17 protein-coding genes are annotated in these 17,064 nt (G+C 58.2%); 6 read left to right on the top strand and 11 right to left on the bottom strand.

Annotated features, from left to right (window positions below; genetic code table 11):
* Positions 1-7: 7 nt before the first annotated feature.
* The 11 genes from BM269_RS13450 to BM269_RS30120 all read right to left on the bottom strand — a co-directional run bounded on the left by BM269_RS13450 (position 8) and on the right by BM269_RS30120 (position 8,466).
* The gene (locus BM269_RS13450) at positions 8-214 is read right to left on the bottom strand and encodes a hypothetical protein (protein WP_090437533.1); all 207 of its coding nucleotides are present in this window, start codon (positions 212-214) and stop codon (positions 8-10) included.
* Between the two features lie 282 nt (positions 215-496).
* Positions 497-1,339: a sensor histidine kinase gene (locus BM269_RS13445; protein ID WP_090437532.1), complete on the bottom strand. Its 843-nt coding sequence runs from the start codon at positions 1,337-1,339 to the stop codon at positions 497-499.
* A 78-nt stretch (positions 1,340-1,417) separates the two neighbouring features.
* On the bottom strand, positions 1,418-2,860 hold the full coding sequence (locus tag BM269_RS13440; protein ID WP_170860367.1) for a putative bifunctional diguanylate cyclase/phosphodiesterase: 1,443 nt from the start codon (positions 2,858-2,860) through the stop codon (positions 1,418-1,420).
* 134 nt (positions 2,861-2,994) lie between these two features.
* Positions 2,995-4,476: a DUF7125 family protein gene (locus tag BM269_RS13435; protein ID WP_057262650.1), complete on the bottom strand. Its 1,482-nt coding sequence runs from the start codon at positions 4,474-4,476 to the stop codon at positions 2,995-2,997.
* Positions 4,473-4,934: a hypothetical protein gene (locus BM269_RS13430; RefSeq protein WP_139232732.1), complete on the bottom strand. Its 462-nt coding sequence runs from the start codon at positions 4,932-4,934 to the stop codon at positions 4,473-4,475. The genes BM269_RS13435 and BM269_RS13430 overlap by 4 nt, the downstream gene beginning before the upstream one ends.
* Positions 4,935-5,492: 558 nt before the next feature.
* A complete protein-coding gene (locus BM269_RS30045) occupies positions 5,493-5,807 on the bottom strand; it encodes a glycine zipper 2TM domain-containing protein (protein ID WP_139232731.1) in 315 nt (104 codons plus the stop codon).
* 126 nt (positions 5,808-5,933) lie between these two features.
* Complete coding sequence (locus BM269_RS29055; protein ID WP_139232730.1) at positions 5,934-6,437, bottom strand: beta/gamma crystallin-related protein; 504 nt, start codon at positions 6,435-6,437, stop codon at positions 5,934-5,936.
* A gap of 84 nt (positions 6,438-6,521) precedes the next feature.
* Complete coding sequence (locus BM269_RS29050; RefSeq protein ID WP_139232729.1) at positions 6,522-6,743, bottom strand: hypothetical protein; 222 nt, start codon at positions 6,741-6,743, stop codon at positions 6,522-6,524.
* Positions 6,744-6,907: 164 nt separating this feature from the next.
* Positions 6,908-7,264 (bottom strand): phospholipase D-like domain-containing protein, encoded by a 357-nt coding sequence (locus BM269_RS30130; protein ID WP_307153260.1) that lies wholly within the window; start codon positions 7,262-7,264, stop codon positions 6,908-6,910.
* Positions 7,168-7,893 carry a phospholipase D-like domain-containing protein gene (locus BM269_RS30125; RefSeq protein WP_307153258.1) on the bottom strand — a complete coding sequence of 242 codons (726 nt, stop codon included), beginning with the start codon at positions 7,891-7,893 and terminating at the stop codon, positions 7,168-7,170. The genes BM269_RS30130 and BM269_RS30125 overlap by 97 nt, the downstream gene beginning before the upstream one ends.
* Positions 7,894-7,923: 30 nt before the next feature.
* The gene (locus tag BM269_RS30120) at positions 7,924-8,466 is read right to left on the bottom strand and encodes a hypothetical protein (RefSeq protein WP_307153256.1); all 543 of its coding nucleotides are present in this window, start codon (positions 8,464-8,466) and stop codon (positions 7,924-7,926) included.
* A gap of 79 nt (positions 8,467-8,545) precedes the next feature.
* Between BM269_RS30120 and BM269_RS13415 the strand changes: the two genes are divergently transcribed.
* The 6 genes from BM269_RS13415 (at position 8,546) to BM269_RS13390 (ending at position 17,003) form a co-directional block, all read left to right on the top strand.
* Positions 8,546-9,682 (top strand): sensor histidine kinase, encoded by a 1,137-nt coding sequence (locus BM269_RS13415; protein WP_170860366.1) that lies wholly within the window; start codon positions 8,546-8,548, stop codon positions 9,680-9,682.
* A gap of 38 nt (positions 9,683-9,720) precedes the next feature.
* A complete protein-coding gene (locus tag BM269_RS13410) occupies positions 9,721-10,167 on the top strand; it encodes a hypothetical protein (RefSeq protein ID WP_090437529.1) in 447 nt (148 codons plus the stop codon).
* A 328-nt stretch (positions 10,168-10,495) separates the two neighbouring features.
* Positions 10,496-11,806, top strand: a complete 1,311-nt coding sequence (locus BM269_RS13405) for a hemolysin family protein (RefSeq protein WP_090437528.1) — start codon at positions 10,496-10,498, stop codon at positions 11,804-11,806.
* A gap of 291 nt (positions 11,807-12,097) precedes the next feature.
* Positions 12,098-13,576: an RNB domain-containing ribonuclease gene (locus tag BM269_RS13400; RefSeq protein WP_090437527.1), complete on the top strand. Its 1,479-nt coding sequence runs from the start codon at positions 12,098-12,100 to the stop codon at positions 13,574-13,576.
* Between the two features lie 1,355 nt (positions 13,577-14,931).
* A complete protein-coding gene (locus BM269_RS13395) occupies positions 14,932-15,123 on the top strand; it encodes a hypothetical protein (protein WP_090437526.1) in 192 nt (63 codons plus the stop codon).
* 968 nt (positions 15,124-16,091) lie between these two features.
* The gene (locus tag BM269_RS13390; RefSeq protein ID WP_090437525.1) at positions 16,092-17,003 is read left to right on the top strand and encodes a slipin family protein; all 912 of its coding nucleotides are present in this window, start codon (positions 16,092-16,094) and stop codon (positions 17,001-17,003) included.
* Positions 17,004-17,064 lie beyond the last annotated feature (61 nt).

Raw genomic sequence — 17,064 nt, 5'->3', positions numbered from 1 at the left:
AAGGAAGTTATTGCCTGAAGCACTCGATAGTCGCGTAGGCTGCTAGCATCTTCTCGTGCGCGATTTTCACTCGATCAAAAAGGTCACTGGCCACCAGGTTGTATACGTCGATCTTGACACATTGAGCCAGTTCATGGACCACCTGGTGCTCCTCAGCAAGCGCTGCTTCGAATTCGGCATACGCGCGCAATCCTTCAGCGCGATAGATTGGCATATCACCTCCGTAGTAAACACCTGACCTCTGACACTCAACCAGCTTCGCTATTGCTCCCGATCCGACGTTCGACGCGGTCCGTAGTTAATCACGCGGACGACTACCTTCGGGGGAACACGATACGTCCGTAAGAACGCTCCACTGATCCGAAAGCCTCGGCTGAAGTTCAGCTCAAAGCCCTTTCTCACGACCTCGGCAAGCGGGAGGTCAATCCGGCGCTCAATGTCCATCTCGGATGCTCTTCGACGGGTGTTTGGTCATCGCTGCGGTTATTTTCATTCTTTACGTGCCGCCTGATCGAGAGGATATGAGCGGCAGCAGGACGGTGGCAGTACAGCCTGCGCCGGGTGTTGGGCTGTCAATTCTCACTGAGCCGCCATGCATTTCCACCAGAGAACGGGCCAGTGAAAGACCAATACCCGAACCCGCCCGCGAATGATTCTGCGGTGCGCCACTCTGCGCAAACATATCGAACATGAAGGGAAGAAACACGGATGCGATGCCAGGGCCGTTATCCTGGATCGCAATACTGGCGCAATCGCCACTACGCTTGACGAGCACCGAAATCAGTCCCTGCGAGGGCGTGAATTTGACGGCGTTCGATAAGAGATTAAAGAACACCTGAACCAGTCGTTCATGGTCGCCGCATACCAGCAGTGGATCCTGCTGCACTTGGGCAGTCAGTTGTTGCTGCCGGGCTTCGGTCAACGGTCGCACCATTTCCAGTGCTGTCACCAGCGCGTCGGACACCCTGACATCATGCAGGTCGAGCGCCAGTTTTCCATTCCTGATGCGCGTGACATCATCCAGTCCGTTGACCATGTGTACCAGGTAGTCAAGCTGCCGGGTCAGTGTCCGGCGCAGCCGCGGTAAGCTATCGTCGCTTGCCGCCAGCGCACCTAGAGCCGTGGCGACCAGCTTGATCGGGGCCAACGGGGCACGCAGTTCATGGGCCAGCACGGCAAAAAAGTGGTCCTGATTCGTCAGGGCAACTTCCGCCTCGGCCTGCAAATCACGTGCGCTCAACGCGGCACACAGGAGATGCAGGTTTGCCTCGCGCAGACTCGCGATCAGTGCGCTGTCGCTGGGTAGTCCAGTACCAGGCTCACCATCACGCGGTTCCATCCGAGTCCCCGATTGGCGCTAGCGAACTAGCATCCTGCCACGATATTCCTCCCACAGTGGAAGTCAAGCGCTATTCCCTTACCTGTTGCCAGCCAGCGCCTGCGCGAACTCCGCTGCTGGCAACGGGGGCGACAGGTGAAATCCCTGACCGGTGTCACAAGCGTGCTCCCTGAGGAAGTCCAGTTGCTCCACCGTTTCAATGCCCTCGGCAACGACATGATGGCGCAACCGGTTGCCAATACTGATCACCGTATCGACCAGCACATCGTCGGAACCGGGATGGATGTCCGCGACGAACGTCTGGTCGATCTTGAGGGTGTCGATCGGGAAGCGCCGCAAGTAACCCAAGCTGGAATAGCCAGTGCCGAAATCGTCGATGGCAATGCGGATTCCGGCCGCACGCAAGGTCTCAAGTTTCTCGATCGTCGCAGCACTATCGCGCATCAAGGTGCCTTCCGTGAGTTCCAGTTCGAGCGATTGAGGAGGTAACCCGCTCTGGTTCAAGGTCGAAAAGACCGTCGGCAGAAAGTCGGCGGATTCGAATTCCTGCCCCGAGATATTGACACTGATGGTCTCCAGCGCATAGCCGGCGTCCTGCCACGACTTGGCTTGCAGGCAGGCTTCACGCAGTACCCAGCGATCGATCTGCTTGATGATGCCGCACTCCTCGGCAATACCGATGAATGCCTTGGGCAGCAGCAGCCCCTTGGTTGGATGGTGCCAGCGAATCAAGGCTTCTGCGCCGGCAGTACGGCTGCTGGCAAGATTGACCTGTGCCTGGTAATACAACACGAATTCGTGTCGCTCCAGGGCATTGCGCAGGCTCACCTCCATGTGATGCCGCGCCATGGCACGCACATCCATGGGGGGCTCGAAGAACGCAAAACTGTTGCGACCATGTTCCTTGACGCTATACATCGCAATGTCGGCACTGCGCATCAGCGCCTCAAGATCCGCGACGTCGTCCGGATAGATGCTGATGCCAATGCTGGCGCCAATGTGTAGCACGTGCTGCGCGATGGTGTACGGTGCGGTCAGCAGGTGATGGATATGGGTGACGCGGGCCGAAACATCCTCCGCGTGCGCCACATCGGCCAGCATGGCGACAAACTCGTCACCGCCTTCGCGGCATACGGCGTCCGTGCCGCGCACGCTGGCAGCCAGGCGCTGTGCAACGGCTTGCAGCAACAGGTCACCCACGCCATGGCCGAGGGAATCGTTGACCACCTTGAACCGGTCAAGGTCAATAAAGAGCAAGGCCAGCTTACAGCCATGCGCCCCAGCATGTGCAATGCGATCGGCAAGCTGCTTCTTGAACTGTCGGCGATTGGGCAGGGTGGTGAGGTGATCGTGATGCGCGAGATGCACCATCTCGGCCTGGGCGGCGTGCAATTGTTCCGCCAATTCTCGCGCATTGACACTCGAGATGACCAACTGTCGATTGGCTTCCTGCAGTCGGCCAATATGGTCGCGCAATTCATCTTGCAGGCGCGCGTTCTCGAGCGCGATCAGGTCGGGCATGGGAGATGCCTTGGATCGCCGTTGACGGCGTCCTGCCTGGAGTGGTGCTTGCGCGGCGACAACTGGCTTGCCGGTGTCTAAGCGCCGGTCTCGCCTGGTCTTCCGCCGTTCCTCCCAGGAGTCCATACCTCCTCCTATGGTTCGGAGGTATCAGTCCGCTGCGCCTTGATCGGGCAACCCGACAAGATGCCCTCGTATTCACTGAGCCCCGGACCGATCACAATCTTGTCGTCCGCAATATCAAACAGGCGAATGGCCTTGCTGTGACCGCTTCCGCGCACCTTCACGACCGAGATCACGCGCCTGAATTCGCCCGCCATTTCAATATAGCGCTGCATGATGATGGCGTCCGCCAGGAACGCGTTGCCGTAGGGGCTGAAGCGCAGGTCCGTATAGCGGTCCTCCAGTTCCGTGGTCATCAATACCGTCACGCCCATGCTGGTCAAGACAGCCACCAGGCGGTACAGCGATTCGCGGAAATCATCCTGGAATGCCGGCGCCAACGCGAGTTCGAACCCCGACAGCGAATCGATTACCACGCGCTTGGCGTCGAGCGCGCGGATCATGGTCACCATTTCGTACAATGTTTCATCGATCGAGAGGTCGAGCGAATGCGTATCGATGACGCCGATTCTACCTGCCTGGACCAGATCATCGAGTTTCTGGCTCAGCAACTGGCTGGGGCTTTTCTCGAAGGCAGCAATGACGCCGGTCTCGCCGTTGCGCACGCCCTCCGCCAGGAACTCGGTCGCCAGCACGGTCTTGCCAGAGCCCGACGGGCCCACCAGCAACGCCGAATAGCCGACCGGAATGCCACCGCCCAGCATCTGGTCCAAGTCGGCGACACCGGTCGACAGGCGCCGCTGTGCAGCAGGCGCATGGCGATCGCTTCTTGGCGCCAAGCTGCGCGAGACCACGGCGCGCGGGAAGATGTGCAGGCCGTCCTTACTGATTCGGAACGTGTGCGAACCTGGACTATTGGCCTGGCCCCGCATCTTGACGATCTGTATCTTGCGCACGACCGAGTTGCGCTGTGCACTTTGCGACAGCCAGAATATGCCGTCAGCAATGGTGTACACCGGGCCAGTCTGTGACTCGTTCTCGACGTACTCGCCAATCAAGAAGGTCGTCGCATGCCAACTGGTCATCTGCATCGACAGGCGCTGGACAAAATGCTGCAAATCGGCCGGCCCTTTGTCGTTGTAATCACTGGCCTGGACGATGGAGCGGAAGGAGTCCACGAAGATCAGGCTGGGCATAAAGGCCTTGGTTTCCTCCGCAATACGCGCCAGCACCAGGTCATAGTCGCCAGTCAGGATTTCATCTGCGAGGTTCACAAACTTGACGGCTTGCCCGGCCTTCTTCAGATCAAAGAAGGAAAATTGCTGCTGGTAACGCAGCATCTTCATCGTAGGTTCCCCCAACACGGTGAAGAATATGGCGCGGCAATCCGGTCCCGCCAAGGAAAACATGAGTTGGTGCGCCAGCGTCGTTTTCCCGCATCCAGGTGCGCCTGCGATGAGGTTGAACGAGAATTCCGGGATACCACCTCCGAGCAATTCGTCCAGGCCGGGGATACCCGTTGCCAGGCGTTTGATGATTACCTTATTGCTCATGTTTGCTTATCCTCGCCCAAGGTGCCTAGGGCATCGCCCCCCCACGCCGCACGCAAAATGCCATCGGTCAGGGAGTCGCCAATTAAAGAAGCCACGAGGTCAACAAAACTCGACAGCAGGAACGTGCTCGCCGCCAGTGCGTCCTCGTGGGTACGGGTTGCCAACTTCGCCCGTAAGGTGTCCAGTTCTCTCTCCGCGCCGGCGGCAGGTTCCGCGTTGATCCATTGAAATGATTGGCCAGTCAGGAAGACGGTTCGCTCAAGGAGGAAATTGAAGCCATCTTCGCTAACCAGCGACGCGACCTGTAGGCGCAGGGGTCGCAACAATGTGACAAGCGCACTGCCCGGCTCGCCAGCTGGCAGTGAAGAAAGTAAATCCTTGATCTGTTGGCGCCGAGCCCCAGGGTTTTCCATATCAATCTGAATACACAGCGAATTTGATCCAATCGGACATTGCATGCATTCAGGCAGGACAGCGCCAAATCAGTCCTGTGCAAATGGCTGGAAGTCATTCGAGAACGGTTGCAATGTTAAATCATATACCATCACCCACTGGACGCGATAGAGCCGGCTTGCGCGACGCCAGTTTGTGGTGGTGGCCAAGGTGCTGACCTACTTGACGCTGGCACGGCCAATTTTCTTTCCTGTCGGTAAAAACCCCTCCGGTTAAGTACCGCATGGACCGTGCAATTTCCTCCCGGCACACTAACATCGGCGTGAATGTAGTCGAGCAGTGCCAAGCGCCCCCCCCTGCTGCGCTGCCTGAACTCGCGCGGCATTCGCCGTACCAGCAAGGCCCGCGCCACCGTGCCGCCCATGGAATCGCGGTCTTTGCGAGACCAACACGGCAGTATGCATCCTGGGCGACTAGAGCACCGCCAGCGATTGACCAACCAACAGACTGGTCGCCTGGCCCAGTTCATAGGATTCTGCCAGCACAGCGGCCAGGGCCGATGGTCGTGCCTGACGAATCATCCGCGGCTGCCATCTCATACCACTAGCCCCATCGTCCCGTCGCTACATGCGCGGCAGGCCGTCCTCGTTGACCTGAATGAACTCGCCCGGCTCCGTCGCCAACTGCACGCGATGATTGATGCCGCGATGCTGGTACGTGACATCCCAATATGCTGGCATCGTGCTGGCGACTTCTTCGCAACGGCGCACATCTTGGCCATAATTACCGCGGCCATCGCCTCCCATGTTCGATCCGATCGCTGCGCCGGCCAATGCGCCGCCGACCGTCGCGATGTCGCGGCCCGTTCCTCCGCCAACCTGATGCCCCAAGACGCCACCAAGCAAGGCTCCCACGATGGCGCCGCCGGCAGTATTCATATCGTTTGACCTTGCAACCTGGCGCCGCTCTATCCAGCAACGTTGCTCAGGTGGCCCTACCACCGCACGTACTGAGGTGACTCGGGCATCATACCTCCGCTCGTGCGGGCGCTGGCGGTACTCATATTAAGGCTGCGGCAATGGTGTGGGCGCCATGCGGGCATCATGCGCGTAGCCCCGCACCGGCCGAACTGAAGAAATACGATCATTCAATCCCATGCCAGCAAGTGAATCATAGCTCCCTTGCTGCAAAACTCTACATAGCCCATGGAATTCGGCATCTTCACAGACTTCCCAACGCCCGCGCTCAATCACGGCGGATGAAGCGCGATCATTGAAACCGACGCGACGTAAGTCGTCGGCAATGTCGGAAATGGAGACGGCGCGACCACGCCAGCCTTCGCCTTGATACAGCGTGATTTGCGCCACTGCTTGCGCGCAGATCATCAACCCGCAAGTTGCGAGTACGGTGTCAAGTAGGATGTTCATTGTCATCTCCGGTTCAACGAAGCGAACGACTTCGCTGTGGTCCATTTTGTCCAGCCAAGCAAGTGGATTGACCAAGCCAGATCGCGGCCCGCCTGCCTGCATGCAGTCAGCACCACGAAGCCGGTTGGCAAAGGCCAGCATGCATGCGCCTGGTAGCCAAAACCCGTGCAGTGATGGGTGACCGGGCCTGGCGCCCCATCGGCGGACCGCCCATACCGACGAAGATCATCCGATGCCAAATGCAGCGTCAATATGCTCACGCGCATACAGCAATCCAAGCATGCGTGCCGAGTCAATTGTCCACGTCGTCACCGTGACCTCATAGTGCTTGACCCGCCCTTCATCGACACGCCTGATGCTCAAATAGCACCGCCACCTTGCAGTGGGCTTTCCCAATGAAGATCGCTTGGCGGCGCAGTTGATTTCATGGCTGCGATAGAGTTCCATGGCTGGCTCCCTTGTGACACTGCATTGCATTGCTTCAGGTATCTTTATGATAGTGGCGCGCCGATCGAATCGTTGTAGGCGCACATGCCCTGCGCGCGTCAGCGAAGCAGCGCCCGGTGCACGAGCCGGACGAAGCGCGGCTTGCCCCCACGGGTCACCTAGAGCTAATACTTCAGCAGCTCTGCCAACCACTCCTGCGCCCGCTCCATAAGGGGACGCCGCTGCCATTGGCTAAGCGTCACTTCCTTGGAATTGCGCAGGTCTTCCTGGAAGGCGCTGGCCATCTCAGCACCAAAGGTATCGCCGATCACGATCACGTTCAATGCGTAGTTGTGCACGAAACTACGCTGGTCAATATTGGTCGACCCCACCGTTGACCAGACGCCATCCACCACTGCAGTCTTCGCATGCAGCACCGAGCGTTTCAGCTCGTGGATTCGCCCCCCTGCTTCCAAGAGTTGTGTGTAGCTGGACCTGCCGGCGTGGCGCACGAGGCCGGCGTCTGAAATGCTGGGAAGCACGAGTTGCACATCCACACCCCGCGTGCTGCGTTCGTCAATGCCGACAGCGTCTGCTTATCCGGCACAAAATAGGCGCACGTGATGTAGATTGACTGCTTCGCCTCCTGCAACGCGAGGAGTAGCGCCTTGTAGATCTCAAAATGTCCATGCGGCGCGCTGGCGAGCACCCTGACGACCTTATCCCCCATCACGACCTGCTTCGGGAAATAATCCGCCCCCCTCAGCTCGTCAGCATCCTGTTCCAACCATGCTTGAACAAATGCCCACTGCAAGGCAGGTACGGCGGGTCCCTCGATCTTTAAATGGGTATCGCGCCAGCCTGAATCGTCCCTGCCGTTGGCACGCTGATCGAAGCGCGCACGAAATAGCGAGCTGTTGGCATAGGTGTCACTGATGTTGACCCCGCCGGTAAAAGCCACCTTGCCATCGATGATCAATAGCTTGCGATGACCGCGGTTATTCAGCTTCCAGCCACTGCCGCGCAGCTTCGCGGGATTGACGGGATTGAAGGCCAGTAAATGAATGCCGGAAGAACGCATGCGCTCAAAGAAGGCCTGCGGCACATTGATCGTTCCCACGCTGCCGTAGATCACGTTGACGACGATTCCTTCGCGCTGCTTCAGTATCAACAGATCGGCAAATCGTTCACCTTGCTCATCCTAATCAAAGACATAGGTTTCGAAATTGATGCTGTTCCTGGCAACCGCAATGGACTTTGCCATTTCGGCCATGGCCACTGGCCCATCGAGCAGAAGCTCAACCTTATTGCCAGCGATCAAAGGAACACCTGTGGCCGCCTCTTCCAGGATGGCCAGTGCCTTGCTGTCCAGTGTTGATGAAGACCAGCGCTTTTTCAGCAACCGCTCCGTGCCAGGACCGGGCAATCTGCCATGTGCGTCCCCGACCAGAGCCGCCTGGGCCGCCACCGCCTTGGCGTCGTCTAGTGAGACTGTGGGGAGTCCGGCACAAGCGGCCAGTGTCGCGCCCGCCAGCAGGGCCGGCAGGGCGATCCTTAGCGCATCGGTTTTCACATCCCCCCCTTCTCCTGCAAACAGGCTATTGTGTATCGCATCCATCCACTGCTCTGTTCGATTACCAACATATATCCGAAGGCTGGGATCATCGGCGAAGACGTCAATGCCATATCCGGATTTCTTCTCTATACTGGTAGAAGTAGGATCACCTTTTGAATGCTTGGCCATGGTCGTACCTGGCCAACTTGCGGCGACTCCGGGTAAGCATTGTCTCCAGTGCTCCAATGGCACTGTGAGGAAGGCCGCTATGTTGCATGAATTCCTGACGAACAATCGTACTGAGCTCATCGCCCGCTGCCGAGCAAAGGTTGCCATGCGAGAGCACTCCGCAACGGCCGAGCAGTTGCAAAACGGCGTGCCGATGTTTCTCGATCAACTGACGTGTACACTGCGGACGGAACAGGCGCACTGCGCACTCGAAGACCAGGCTATGTCGGCCATCCCCGAGTGCGGCGTGGCCCGGGGAGAGCTGGGTGCATCGGCGGCATTGCACGGGCAGGACATGCTTGCGCTGGGATTCACGATCGATGAAGTCGTCCACAACTATGGCGACTTGTGCCAGGCCATCACCGACCTTGCTGTCGAGCGCGACGCGCCGTTTTCCGTCGATGAATTCAGGACATTGAATCGTTGCCTCGACAATGCGATTGCCTACGCGGTGAGTGCCTTTAGCTCCCAACATGATTTCATTGAATCAGATCGCCACAATGCCGAAGAAAACAAGCGGATGGGTTTCTTTGTCCACGAGCTACGCAACTTGCTGGGCACCGCCAAACTCGCCTATACTGCCTGCCGGACGGGGAACCTCAACCTGGGCGGTGCCACTGGCGCTGTCCTGGAGCGCAGCCTGGACGGCTTAACCAGCCTGATTCAGAACGCCGTTTCACTCGTGCGTCATGAGCACATCGCAGGCGTGCGGGATATCTTCTCCCTGGCCGACTTTGTTGTGGAGATCGAAGCGGCAACGGCATTGACGGCGGTGGCAAAACAATGCCAACTGAAGATCTTGCCTGTCGACCCGCAATTGGCGATACGGGGCAATCGGCCGATGCTGCTCGCTGCAGTGGTGAACCTCCTGCAGAATGCCTTCAAGTTCACGCATCTGCACTCCGAGGTAACATTGGCATGCCATGCTGTCGATGACAGTGTCCTGATCGAAGTCGCCGACCAGTGCGGCGGGCTAGGCGCCGACCTGGCTGCACGCATGTTCCAGCCCTTCGAGCAAGGCGGTGCCGACCGCTCGGGATTGGGACTGGGCCTGACCATCGCCCGGCAGTTTGTCGTCGCGAACAGAGGGCAACTGAGCGTACGCGATCTGCCTGAAGTTGGCTGCGTGTTTACCATTGCGCTGCCTCGCCTTGCAATACCTCCCATCCCCGAATAAGTGAAGCCCCCCCACGCGCACTGTGCTATTACCTGACTATGAAACAGTACATTCGTTTAAGCAGTCCCATCGCAGAAGTCGTGGCCACGGGGCTAGATGTCGACATGCTGTGGGGCAGCGTCAACGCATGGGCACATTTGCGTCGGCACCATGTACCACCTGACGTCGCGTTGCGCATCCTCTCGAACGCAGGCGCCCGGCGGGGCTCGGATGCCTCACACCCGGCCCAGCCCAGCGAGCAGCTCAGGGCCTTGAAGCAGATGGCGAATTCGCGCACAACCGGCACGACAACTCGCCGCAACAAGGCCATGTCCCAAGTTGTGGATGGTGCCATCCACTTATCCATCACCCGGGGCAATCAATATGCCGAGGCGCTTCTGAAACTCTATCCGGTCTCGGCCCATCTGATCATGCGCGTGCTGTTTGATGCCGAACATCGTCGCCGGCTCGCCCCCCAACCGCCGCCGGAGCCCGGAAAACCGTAACCGTCTAGACGCCGCGATCCCTGGTCTGCTCACGCGGCCCGTTCCCTGCTCCGGATGCCACCACGTCTCGTCAGGGCACCATTTGAAAGATCGTCAAGGACATCGCGTCGTGCTGGGACTTGCCAAACTTTGGGTGTACCCAGCAATGCCACATCCACATCGTGATGTCGAACACTCCGAAGCCCGGCGCGGATGATGGGAAGATTGCGTGCCAAACGCGCTAAAATATCTCGTCAGAATGGAACCGGTAGATCTGACGTTGGTCCGGGTCGCGTTTCGTGCACCAGCAGGCTGGCTCAGTGCACGCATGGGCATGAAAGGGTTAACAATGGAAATTGCTGTCCTTTTCGGGCTCATCCTGCTCAACGGCATGTTCGCGATGTCCGAGGTCGCATTGATGACGGCCCGCAAGGCCCGGCTCAGCAAGCTTGCGGACAACGGTGACAGCGCAGCGGAGATAGCCCTGCAACTCGGCGCCGATCCCAACAAATTCATGTCCACCGTCCAGATCGGTATTACGTCGATCGGTGTCCTGAACGGCATTGTCGGCGAAGCGACCCTTGCACGGCCGTTTGGCCAATGGCTGATATCCCTTGGCATTCCCCTTGGCTGGTCCCACAACGTATCAACCGCCCTGGTCGTCCTCACGATTACCTACTTTTCGATCGTGCTAGGCGAACTGGTTCCCAAGCGCTTAGGCCAACTGCATCCAGAATCGTTGGCGCGCATCGTTTCGCGTCCCATGGTGATTCTGGCAGGGCTTGCCAAGCCATTCGTCAAACTGCTGTCAGCGTCCACACAATTGGTGCTGCGCGCCCTTGGTGTGCGACAGACCGGAGCACAGCCGATCACCGAAGAGGACCTGCACATGATGCTGGAAGAGGGTTCCGAAACCGGCGTCATCGAGGTCCACGAACACCAGATGGTACGCAACGTGTTCCGGTTAGATGAACGGCAACTGGCGTCCTTCATGGTGCCACGCAACGATGTCATCTACTTTGACCTGGACGACGAGCTGGCCACCAATATGGCGCGCTTCGACAATTGCGAGCACTCCCGCTTCCCTGTGCTTAGTGGTGGCTGGCATCGGGTAAAGGGTATCGCCAGCGCGCGCCAAATGCTGTCGCAAGCATTGCACGGTACCCCACTGGACTTGGGCACCCAGCTTCAGCAGCCCGTCTTTGTGCCGGAGACCTTGACCGGCATGGAGTTGCTGGAACACTTCAAGCAGACAGGCACTCATCTAGTCTTCATTGTCGACGAGTACGGCGAAGTACAAGGTATCGTCACACTGCAAGACGTGCTGGAGGCCATTACTGGCGAATTCAAGTCCTCGCGCGCCGAAGACGGCTGGGCGGTGATGCGAAAGGACGGCAGCTGGCTTCTCGATGGATTAATTCCGGTTCCCGAACTCAAGGACCATCTGTCACTTCTGAGCGTTCCCGAAGAGGAAAAGAGCCGGTATAACACCCTCAGTGGCATGGTCATGCTGTTGCTCGGAACGCTTCCTCGAACAGGCGACATCTGTCACTGGCAGGGGTGGGATTTCGAAGTAGTCGACCTGGACGGTCTGCGCATCGATAAAGTACTGGCGACACGACACCCGCTCGAGTCCCGCGAAAAAACAGCTCAGATGTAGTAGTTCAGACTAACGCTTGACTCAGCGCAAACGTTAGTGAGATTCGATCGTCGTGACGGGGCGACTCAGTAACTCAACAGCATGCCTCACAGGGTACAGCGTCCAGTGCCACCGACTGAGGCCGGCACACCGGTCGCTCCGCTGCTGCAAAAATCGGACTATGCTAGAGCCATGTAATCAGAGCGTCCTCGGGGCACATCCAGGTCCATCGAGACCATCGTCATACGGTGTACTGCCGCGTACGCCTAATTCCCCAAGGCTGGCGGTTCGATCGACCGTCCGGGAGCGACCATGCGCAGTGCATTAAAGAATCAACGGGCCAATCTGGCAACGATCGCGGCGCTGGCGATGTTCAGCCGGGGACTGGAACCCGAGTTCCCTCCCCCTGTTCTCCAGCAGCTAGCCCACATTCCATTGGCGCCGCTCGAAGCCACCACCGGTATCGTCGACCTCTCAGACCTGCCTTGGTTCTCCATCGACAATGACGATTCACATGACCTCGATCAGCTGACGGTCAGCGCATCACTGCCAAATGGTGTCGTGCGCGTGTCCGTCGCCATCGCCGATGTCGACGCCCTTGTTGCCAAAGGGACGCCGATTGACCAGCATGCCCGTCACAACACCACTTCCGTCTATACGTCGGCCAGGATTTTCCCCATGCTGCCGGAGCTGCTCTGCACCAACCTGACCTCACTCAATCCGGACGTGAACCGGCTCGCGATCATCAATCAAATGGACTTCAGTGCCGATGGCGTCCTGCTCGGATCAACAATTTTCCGAGCGACAGTGCGCAACAAGGCACAGCTTGCTTACGACGCTGTATCGGCGTGGCTGGAAGGGCCCGAGGCCCTGCCCGCGGCAGCACAACGTGTTCCTGCTGTCGCCAGCTTGCTGCGGCAGCAGGATGCTCTGGCACAAAAGCTGCGCCTGCTGCGGCACACCCAGGGTGCGCTCGAGTTCGAGGGATTTCAACCGCATGCACTGTTTCATGGCGACCGGATCACCGATATCCGCCTGCAACCTCACAACCGTGCACGACAGTTGATCGAAGAGTTCATGATCGCCACCAACGAATGCATGGCGGATTATCTCGCGGCCCAGGGTGGCGCCTCACTGCGGCGCGTGGTACGCTCGCCCGAACGCTGGGCACGCATCATCGAGGTGGCGCAAGGCTACGGGGCAACACTGCCGGCGCTCCCTGACGGCAAGGCACTGCAAACGTTTCTGGCGCGCCAGCATCAACGTGATCCCCTGCACTTTCCGGACTTGTCACTGATCATCGTCAAGCTGATGGGCTCGGGTGAATATGTCGTCGAGAAACAGCATGGCGCACCCATAGGTCACTTTGGACTGGCCGTGCAGGACTATATGCATTCGACGGCGCCAAACCGGCGCTTTCCCGATTTGATCACACTGCGCCTGGTGAAAGCGGCATTGGCGGGAATCCCCGCTCCGTACTCGGATGCTGAACTAGCCGAATTGGCCGCGCATTGTACGGCCCAGGAAGACGCCGCCAGAAAAGTGGAACGGCAGGTACGTAAATCCGAGGCGGCCCTCTTGCTCCACTCCAGCGTTGGACAGCACTACAGTGGGATTGTCACAGGAGTCAATAGCCAAGGTGCCTGGGTGCGGATCCTGGCCCCACCAGCCGAAGGCCGGCTGACGGGCGCATTACCCGAACTGAAGATGGGCCAAACAATTCGTGTGCAACTGGTGTCAACGTCGGTTGAACGTGGTTTCATCGACTTCGCCGTTGCCCACGCGATGTGACCGTGCTCTTCGGCAGGTGCTGCTTCGAATTGGGCATCTGCACGCAATCCGCTGGAACGATCAATCGGCAGCTCATCTCCACAGCAAGACAAGCAACTGCCAATGTTGCCTGCTCGCGCGCGCTCGTCGATCCCATCTGCGTGAGCAACATCTGTCGCACGCCCCTCCTGATGCCAGGGCTGGCGTCGATTCCGCATGCTGTCGAGTTCAGTTGGCATTCATTCCAGTGGTCAATGCCGGGCTTGAACAAGGATTCCTATAATCCATCGCAAACCCGCTAAGATGAAAGTATGTCCGGTCATTCTCGTTGAAGAGGCTCCGATGAATCACCATAGCCCACTTGCACTGGTAGACCAGACCAGCGTCATCGATGGCCATTCCTATCGCGTATCCACGCAAGCAGTGCTGGGTGGGGTTCGGGCACAGTTGGTCTGGATCGGCGTCCCCAAAGATCGACAACGCCCACCCAACGAAACCATCTGTACGCCCACGCTGCGCAACGCACGGGCAGCGATCCTTGAAGCGCACGCCCTGGCACTGGAGTATGTCCTAGCATGGCGGCCTCCAGGTCCTGCATCGTGACAGGAATTCGCCACCGCACGACCTTTCACGCCCCTTCCGCGACCGGCATAGCAGGAACAGGCACGGTGCATCCGCAATCGCCGCGCGAACTAAGGCTCGCTAGTACCCCGACCGTGCGCCTCAAATTCAACGTGGCCAATCCGCGGCGCCAACTGGAGGCGGCGTCGGGAAGTTGCCGTCTCATCGCGGACATCCATTCTCTGTCACGATTGTCGATGTGGGCGATTGCCATGGGATGCCTTCGGAATGTCCGACGTTCGCCAAGCGGACTCTGGCGAGCGAAGAAGCGGCGTGCGCCAGGCGTACCTGGGAATCTCCATACCGAGCGCTACCAGGCAAAATCCGGTTCGATGCCCGGTCCAATTCGGGGGACCGATCGTGCATGGAAGCGATTCGTGCTATCGTGATGGTGTTGAAACCATCTGGGGCAGCGTCATGTCATTCTCTCCAGAACGCCGACTGCAGTACGCGAAAGCAACGGCCATTGATCATGCCATTGACCTGGCCTGCACGCATGGCTTGTCTTTTGCCTCGGCGTACCTGCGTAACCAGAGACTACGCAACGACACGATCGCTCGTGTCCTGTCTGGCCCCCGGGACCAGCATCGCCAGCATGAATGTGCCAGCATACCGCCCGAGTTACCATATACATCAGAAGCCGGGGACGCCAGCGAGACGCCTGTCCGACAGCTAAGTTACAGTTCACGCCTAAAATTTGGGCACCTGCGTTGATGCGACGACCGCATGGCTGACTAAGAAATCAATGCCACACCATGCTTGCGAAACCAAACGTCATCCGTCGAGCTGACATTGCCGCCAGTATGATTGTAATTAATGGTCAGTTCTTCATGGATTTCGATGTCTCAGGCGGCAATGAAATGGAGCTGCTGCTCTTAAGCAAGCGCAACGTGCCTCGGATTTGCGGGATTGGCGTGGTTGTACATGCTGCCCCAACCAAGGGCTAAGCAACCCGCGGGTTCCCCCTTTGTCAAATGTCCCCAATTGAACAACAAACGCTTTACCTCCTCGGGAAACTGAGCCCAGTGCGGGGAAAGCAGCGCAACTGGGCAAGCCTCCACGAGTTCACCAGTCGATATCCGCCGGCTAGCGAACACGCCCCTGCCTTTTGAAGAGCCCGTGTCCTTGATGTAGCCGAGACAAGCCTTGATGTTCGTCATACCTACAGGACCTCCCGCTTTCCATGCATCGCGCGTGCAACCGCAACGCTCCGCCGTAGAAAACATCACAATGTTCGGCGGTAATGCTGCAGCACCATGGCACGCCGGCCACGCAGCGATCTCACAGTCTCCCCCTATTATGGGCCTTTCGATCGACGGCGCGTTGCCTGCTTCTCTTGAAGAATCAGTTTCCTTCGCTTTACCACACGAATCTGACTGCAAAGTTGCTGCCAGAAAGTGGAGTGTAATGTGTCATCGCGATGGTGAAACGCTTGTCTAACCGCTGCCGGCCGAATTCCCCTGCTTGGGCAACTCCACCTACCGAAAGAATCGAGATGGTCCGGTTCAAGCGGTTTGCGCCCTACGATATCAGGCACGGAATGCCAGTGTGATGCGTGAGTATCGATGATATGGGTGCGCGTGCGTACCGACGACTTCGACCATTCGGCGCATAGTGAACTCATTGCATCTGACCGAAGTATTCGCCCTGTTGAATACACAGCCCGATTGGCTCTGCATATTCTTTGAAGGGAGCTTCTTATGGACGAATATTTGTCAGCGCCAGCTCGTGACGACGCCGCGTTGCACAACAATGATATGGGCGTGTCCGAACAGGTTCGTCTTGATGCTGCACTGGACGAAGCATTGTGTTGTACTTTCCCGGCGAGCGATCCCGTTGCCCTGGACTTTGCCATGACCTCGCATGTCTCAACGCGAGCCGAACTCATTAGACGGGCATTTCCACGGAGGTCATCATGAACCCGGTTACATCATTCTTAGTCGGCGTCTGCCTGCTGGCGAGCACCGGCGCCCTTTACTTGGGAGCGCCGTACGTTGCCTTGCTCTTCTTCGCCCTCGGCGTTCTCATCGCACTATCGCTGAAGATGGCCAATGCGTGGGAAAAGTTTGTTATTTTGAGGCTGGGTAAGCTGCAGAGCGTCAAAGGGGCGGGCCTGTTTGCCATCATTCCGATCATCGATAGCGTGGTTGCGATCATCGACGTACGTATTCAGACCACTGCCTTTAACGCCGCCGAAGCGCTCACCCGAGATACCGTTCCCGTCAATGTCGACGCGATCATTTTCTGGCATGTACACGACGCGGAAAAAGCGGCGTTGGCGATCACGCATTATCGGGAAGCAATCGATCGCGTCGCACAAACGTCGTTGCGTGAAATGATCGGTGCATCGCTGCTGGCGTCACTGTTATCTGAACGCAAAGAGGCTGATGCGCTGCTGAAGGATGTCATTGCCCGGAAGACGGCGGCATGGGGTATATCGGTCAGTTCCGTCGAGATCCGCGACGTAGCAATTCCTGTCGCTTTGCAAGACGCAATGTCTCGTCAGGCACAGGCAGAGCGCGAAAAGCAGGCTCGTGTCATTCTCGGCTCTGCCGAAGTAGCGATTGCCGGCAAGTTTGTCGAGGCGGCAGACATGTATGCAGGGCATCCTGCAGCATTGCAGCTGAGGGCGATGAATATCATCTATGAGACAACAAAAGAGCGCGGCGCCACAGTCCTGATTCCGAGCACGATGATCGATAGCTTGAATCCGCCCGCAACCATGGAGCGGCCAGCAAGGGTTGAACGAAGGGCATCGGGTCCAGAGGTAGCTATGAGCAAAGTTGCGGCCTGTATAGTGGCCCCCGAATTTGAGACGGTGGTTTAAGCTGTCGTCCGCGAAAGGATGATAGCAAATGAGTGAAGGCAAAAAACGCAGGGTGCATACG

The sequence above is a fragment of the Duganella sp. CF458 genome, from assembly GCF_900113115.1.
GTDB lineage: Bacteria > Pseudomonadota > Gammaproteobacteria > Burkholderiales > Burkholderiaceae_D > Rugamonas.
This window is presented reverse-complemented; position numbering and strand designations above follow the sequence as displayed.

Excerpts from the sequence above, each read along its gene's own strand:
- BM269_RS13450 (WP_090437533.1), bottom strand. The coding sequence starts at position 214 with ATGCCAATCTATCGCGCTGAAGGATTGCGCGCGTATGCCGAATTCGAA.
- BM269_RS13445 (WP_090437532.1), bottom strand. The coding sequence starts at position 1,339 with ATGGAACCGCGTGATGGTGAGCCTGGTACTGGACTACCCAGCGACAGC.
- BM269_RS13440 (WP_170860367.1), bottom strand. The coding sequence starts at position 2,860 with ATGCCCGACCTGATCGCGCTCGAGAACGCGCGCCTGCAAGATGAATTG.
- BM269_RS13435 (WP_057262650.1), bottom strand. The coding sequence starts at position 4,476 with ATGAGCAATAAGGTAATCATCAAACGCCTGGCAACGGGTATCCCCGGC.
- BM269_RS13430 (WP_139232732.1), bottom strand. The coding sequence starts at position 4,934 with ATGCAATGTCCGATTGGATCAAATTCGCTGTGTATTCAGATTGATATG.
- BM269_RS30045 (WP_139232731.1), bottom strand. The coding sequence starts at position 5,807 with ATGAATACTGCCGGCGGCGCCATCGTGGGAGCCTTGCTTGGTGGCGTC.
- BM269_RS29055 (WP_139232730.1), bottom strand. The coding sequence starts at position 6,437 with ATGCTGGCCTTTGCCAACCGGCTTCGTGGTGCTGACTGCATGCAGGCA.
- BM269_RS29050 (WP_139232729.1), bottom strand. The coding sequence starts at position 6,743 with ATGGAACTCTATCGCAGCCATGAAATCAACTGCGCCGCCAAGCGATCT.
- BM269_RS30120 (WP_307153256.1), bottom strand. The coding sequence starts at position 8,466 with ATGGCCAAGCATTCAAAAGGTGATCCTACTTCTACCAGTATAGAGAAG.
- BM269_RS13415 (WP_170860366.1), top strand. The coding sequence starts at position 8,546 with ATGTTGCATGAATTCCTGACGAACAATCGTACTGAGCTCATCGCCCGC.
- BM269_RS13410 (WP_090437529.1), top strand. The coding sequence starts at position 9,721 with ATGAAACAGTACATTCGTTTAAGCAGTCCCATCGCAGAAGTCGTGGCC.
- BM269_RS13405 (WP_090437528.1), top strand. The coding sequence starts at position 10,496 with ATGGAAATTGCTGTCCTTTTCGGGCTCATCCTGCTCAACGGCATGTTC.
- BM269_RS13400 (WP_090437527.1), top strand. The coding sequence starts at position 12,098 with ATGCGCAGTGCATTAAAGAATCAACGGGCCAATCTGGCAACGATCGCG.
- BM269_RS13395 (WP_090437526.1), top strand. The coding sequence starts at position 14,932 with ATGCTTGCGAAACCAAACGTCATCCGTCGAGCTGACATTGCCGCCAGT.
- BM269_RS13390 (WP_090437525.1), top strand. The coding sequence starts at position 16,092 with ATGAACCCGGTTACATCATTCTTAGTCGGCGTCTGCCTGCTGGCGAGC.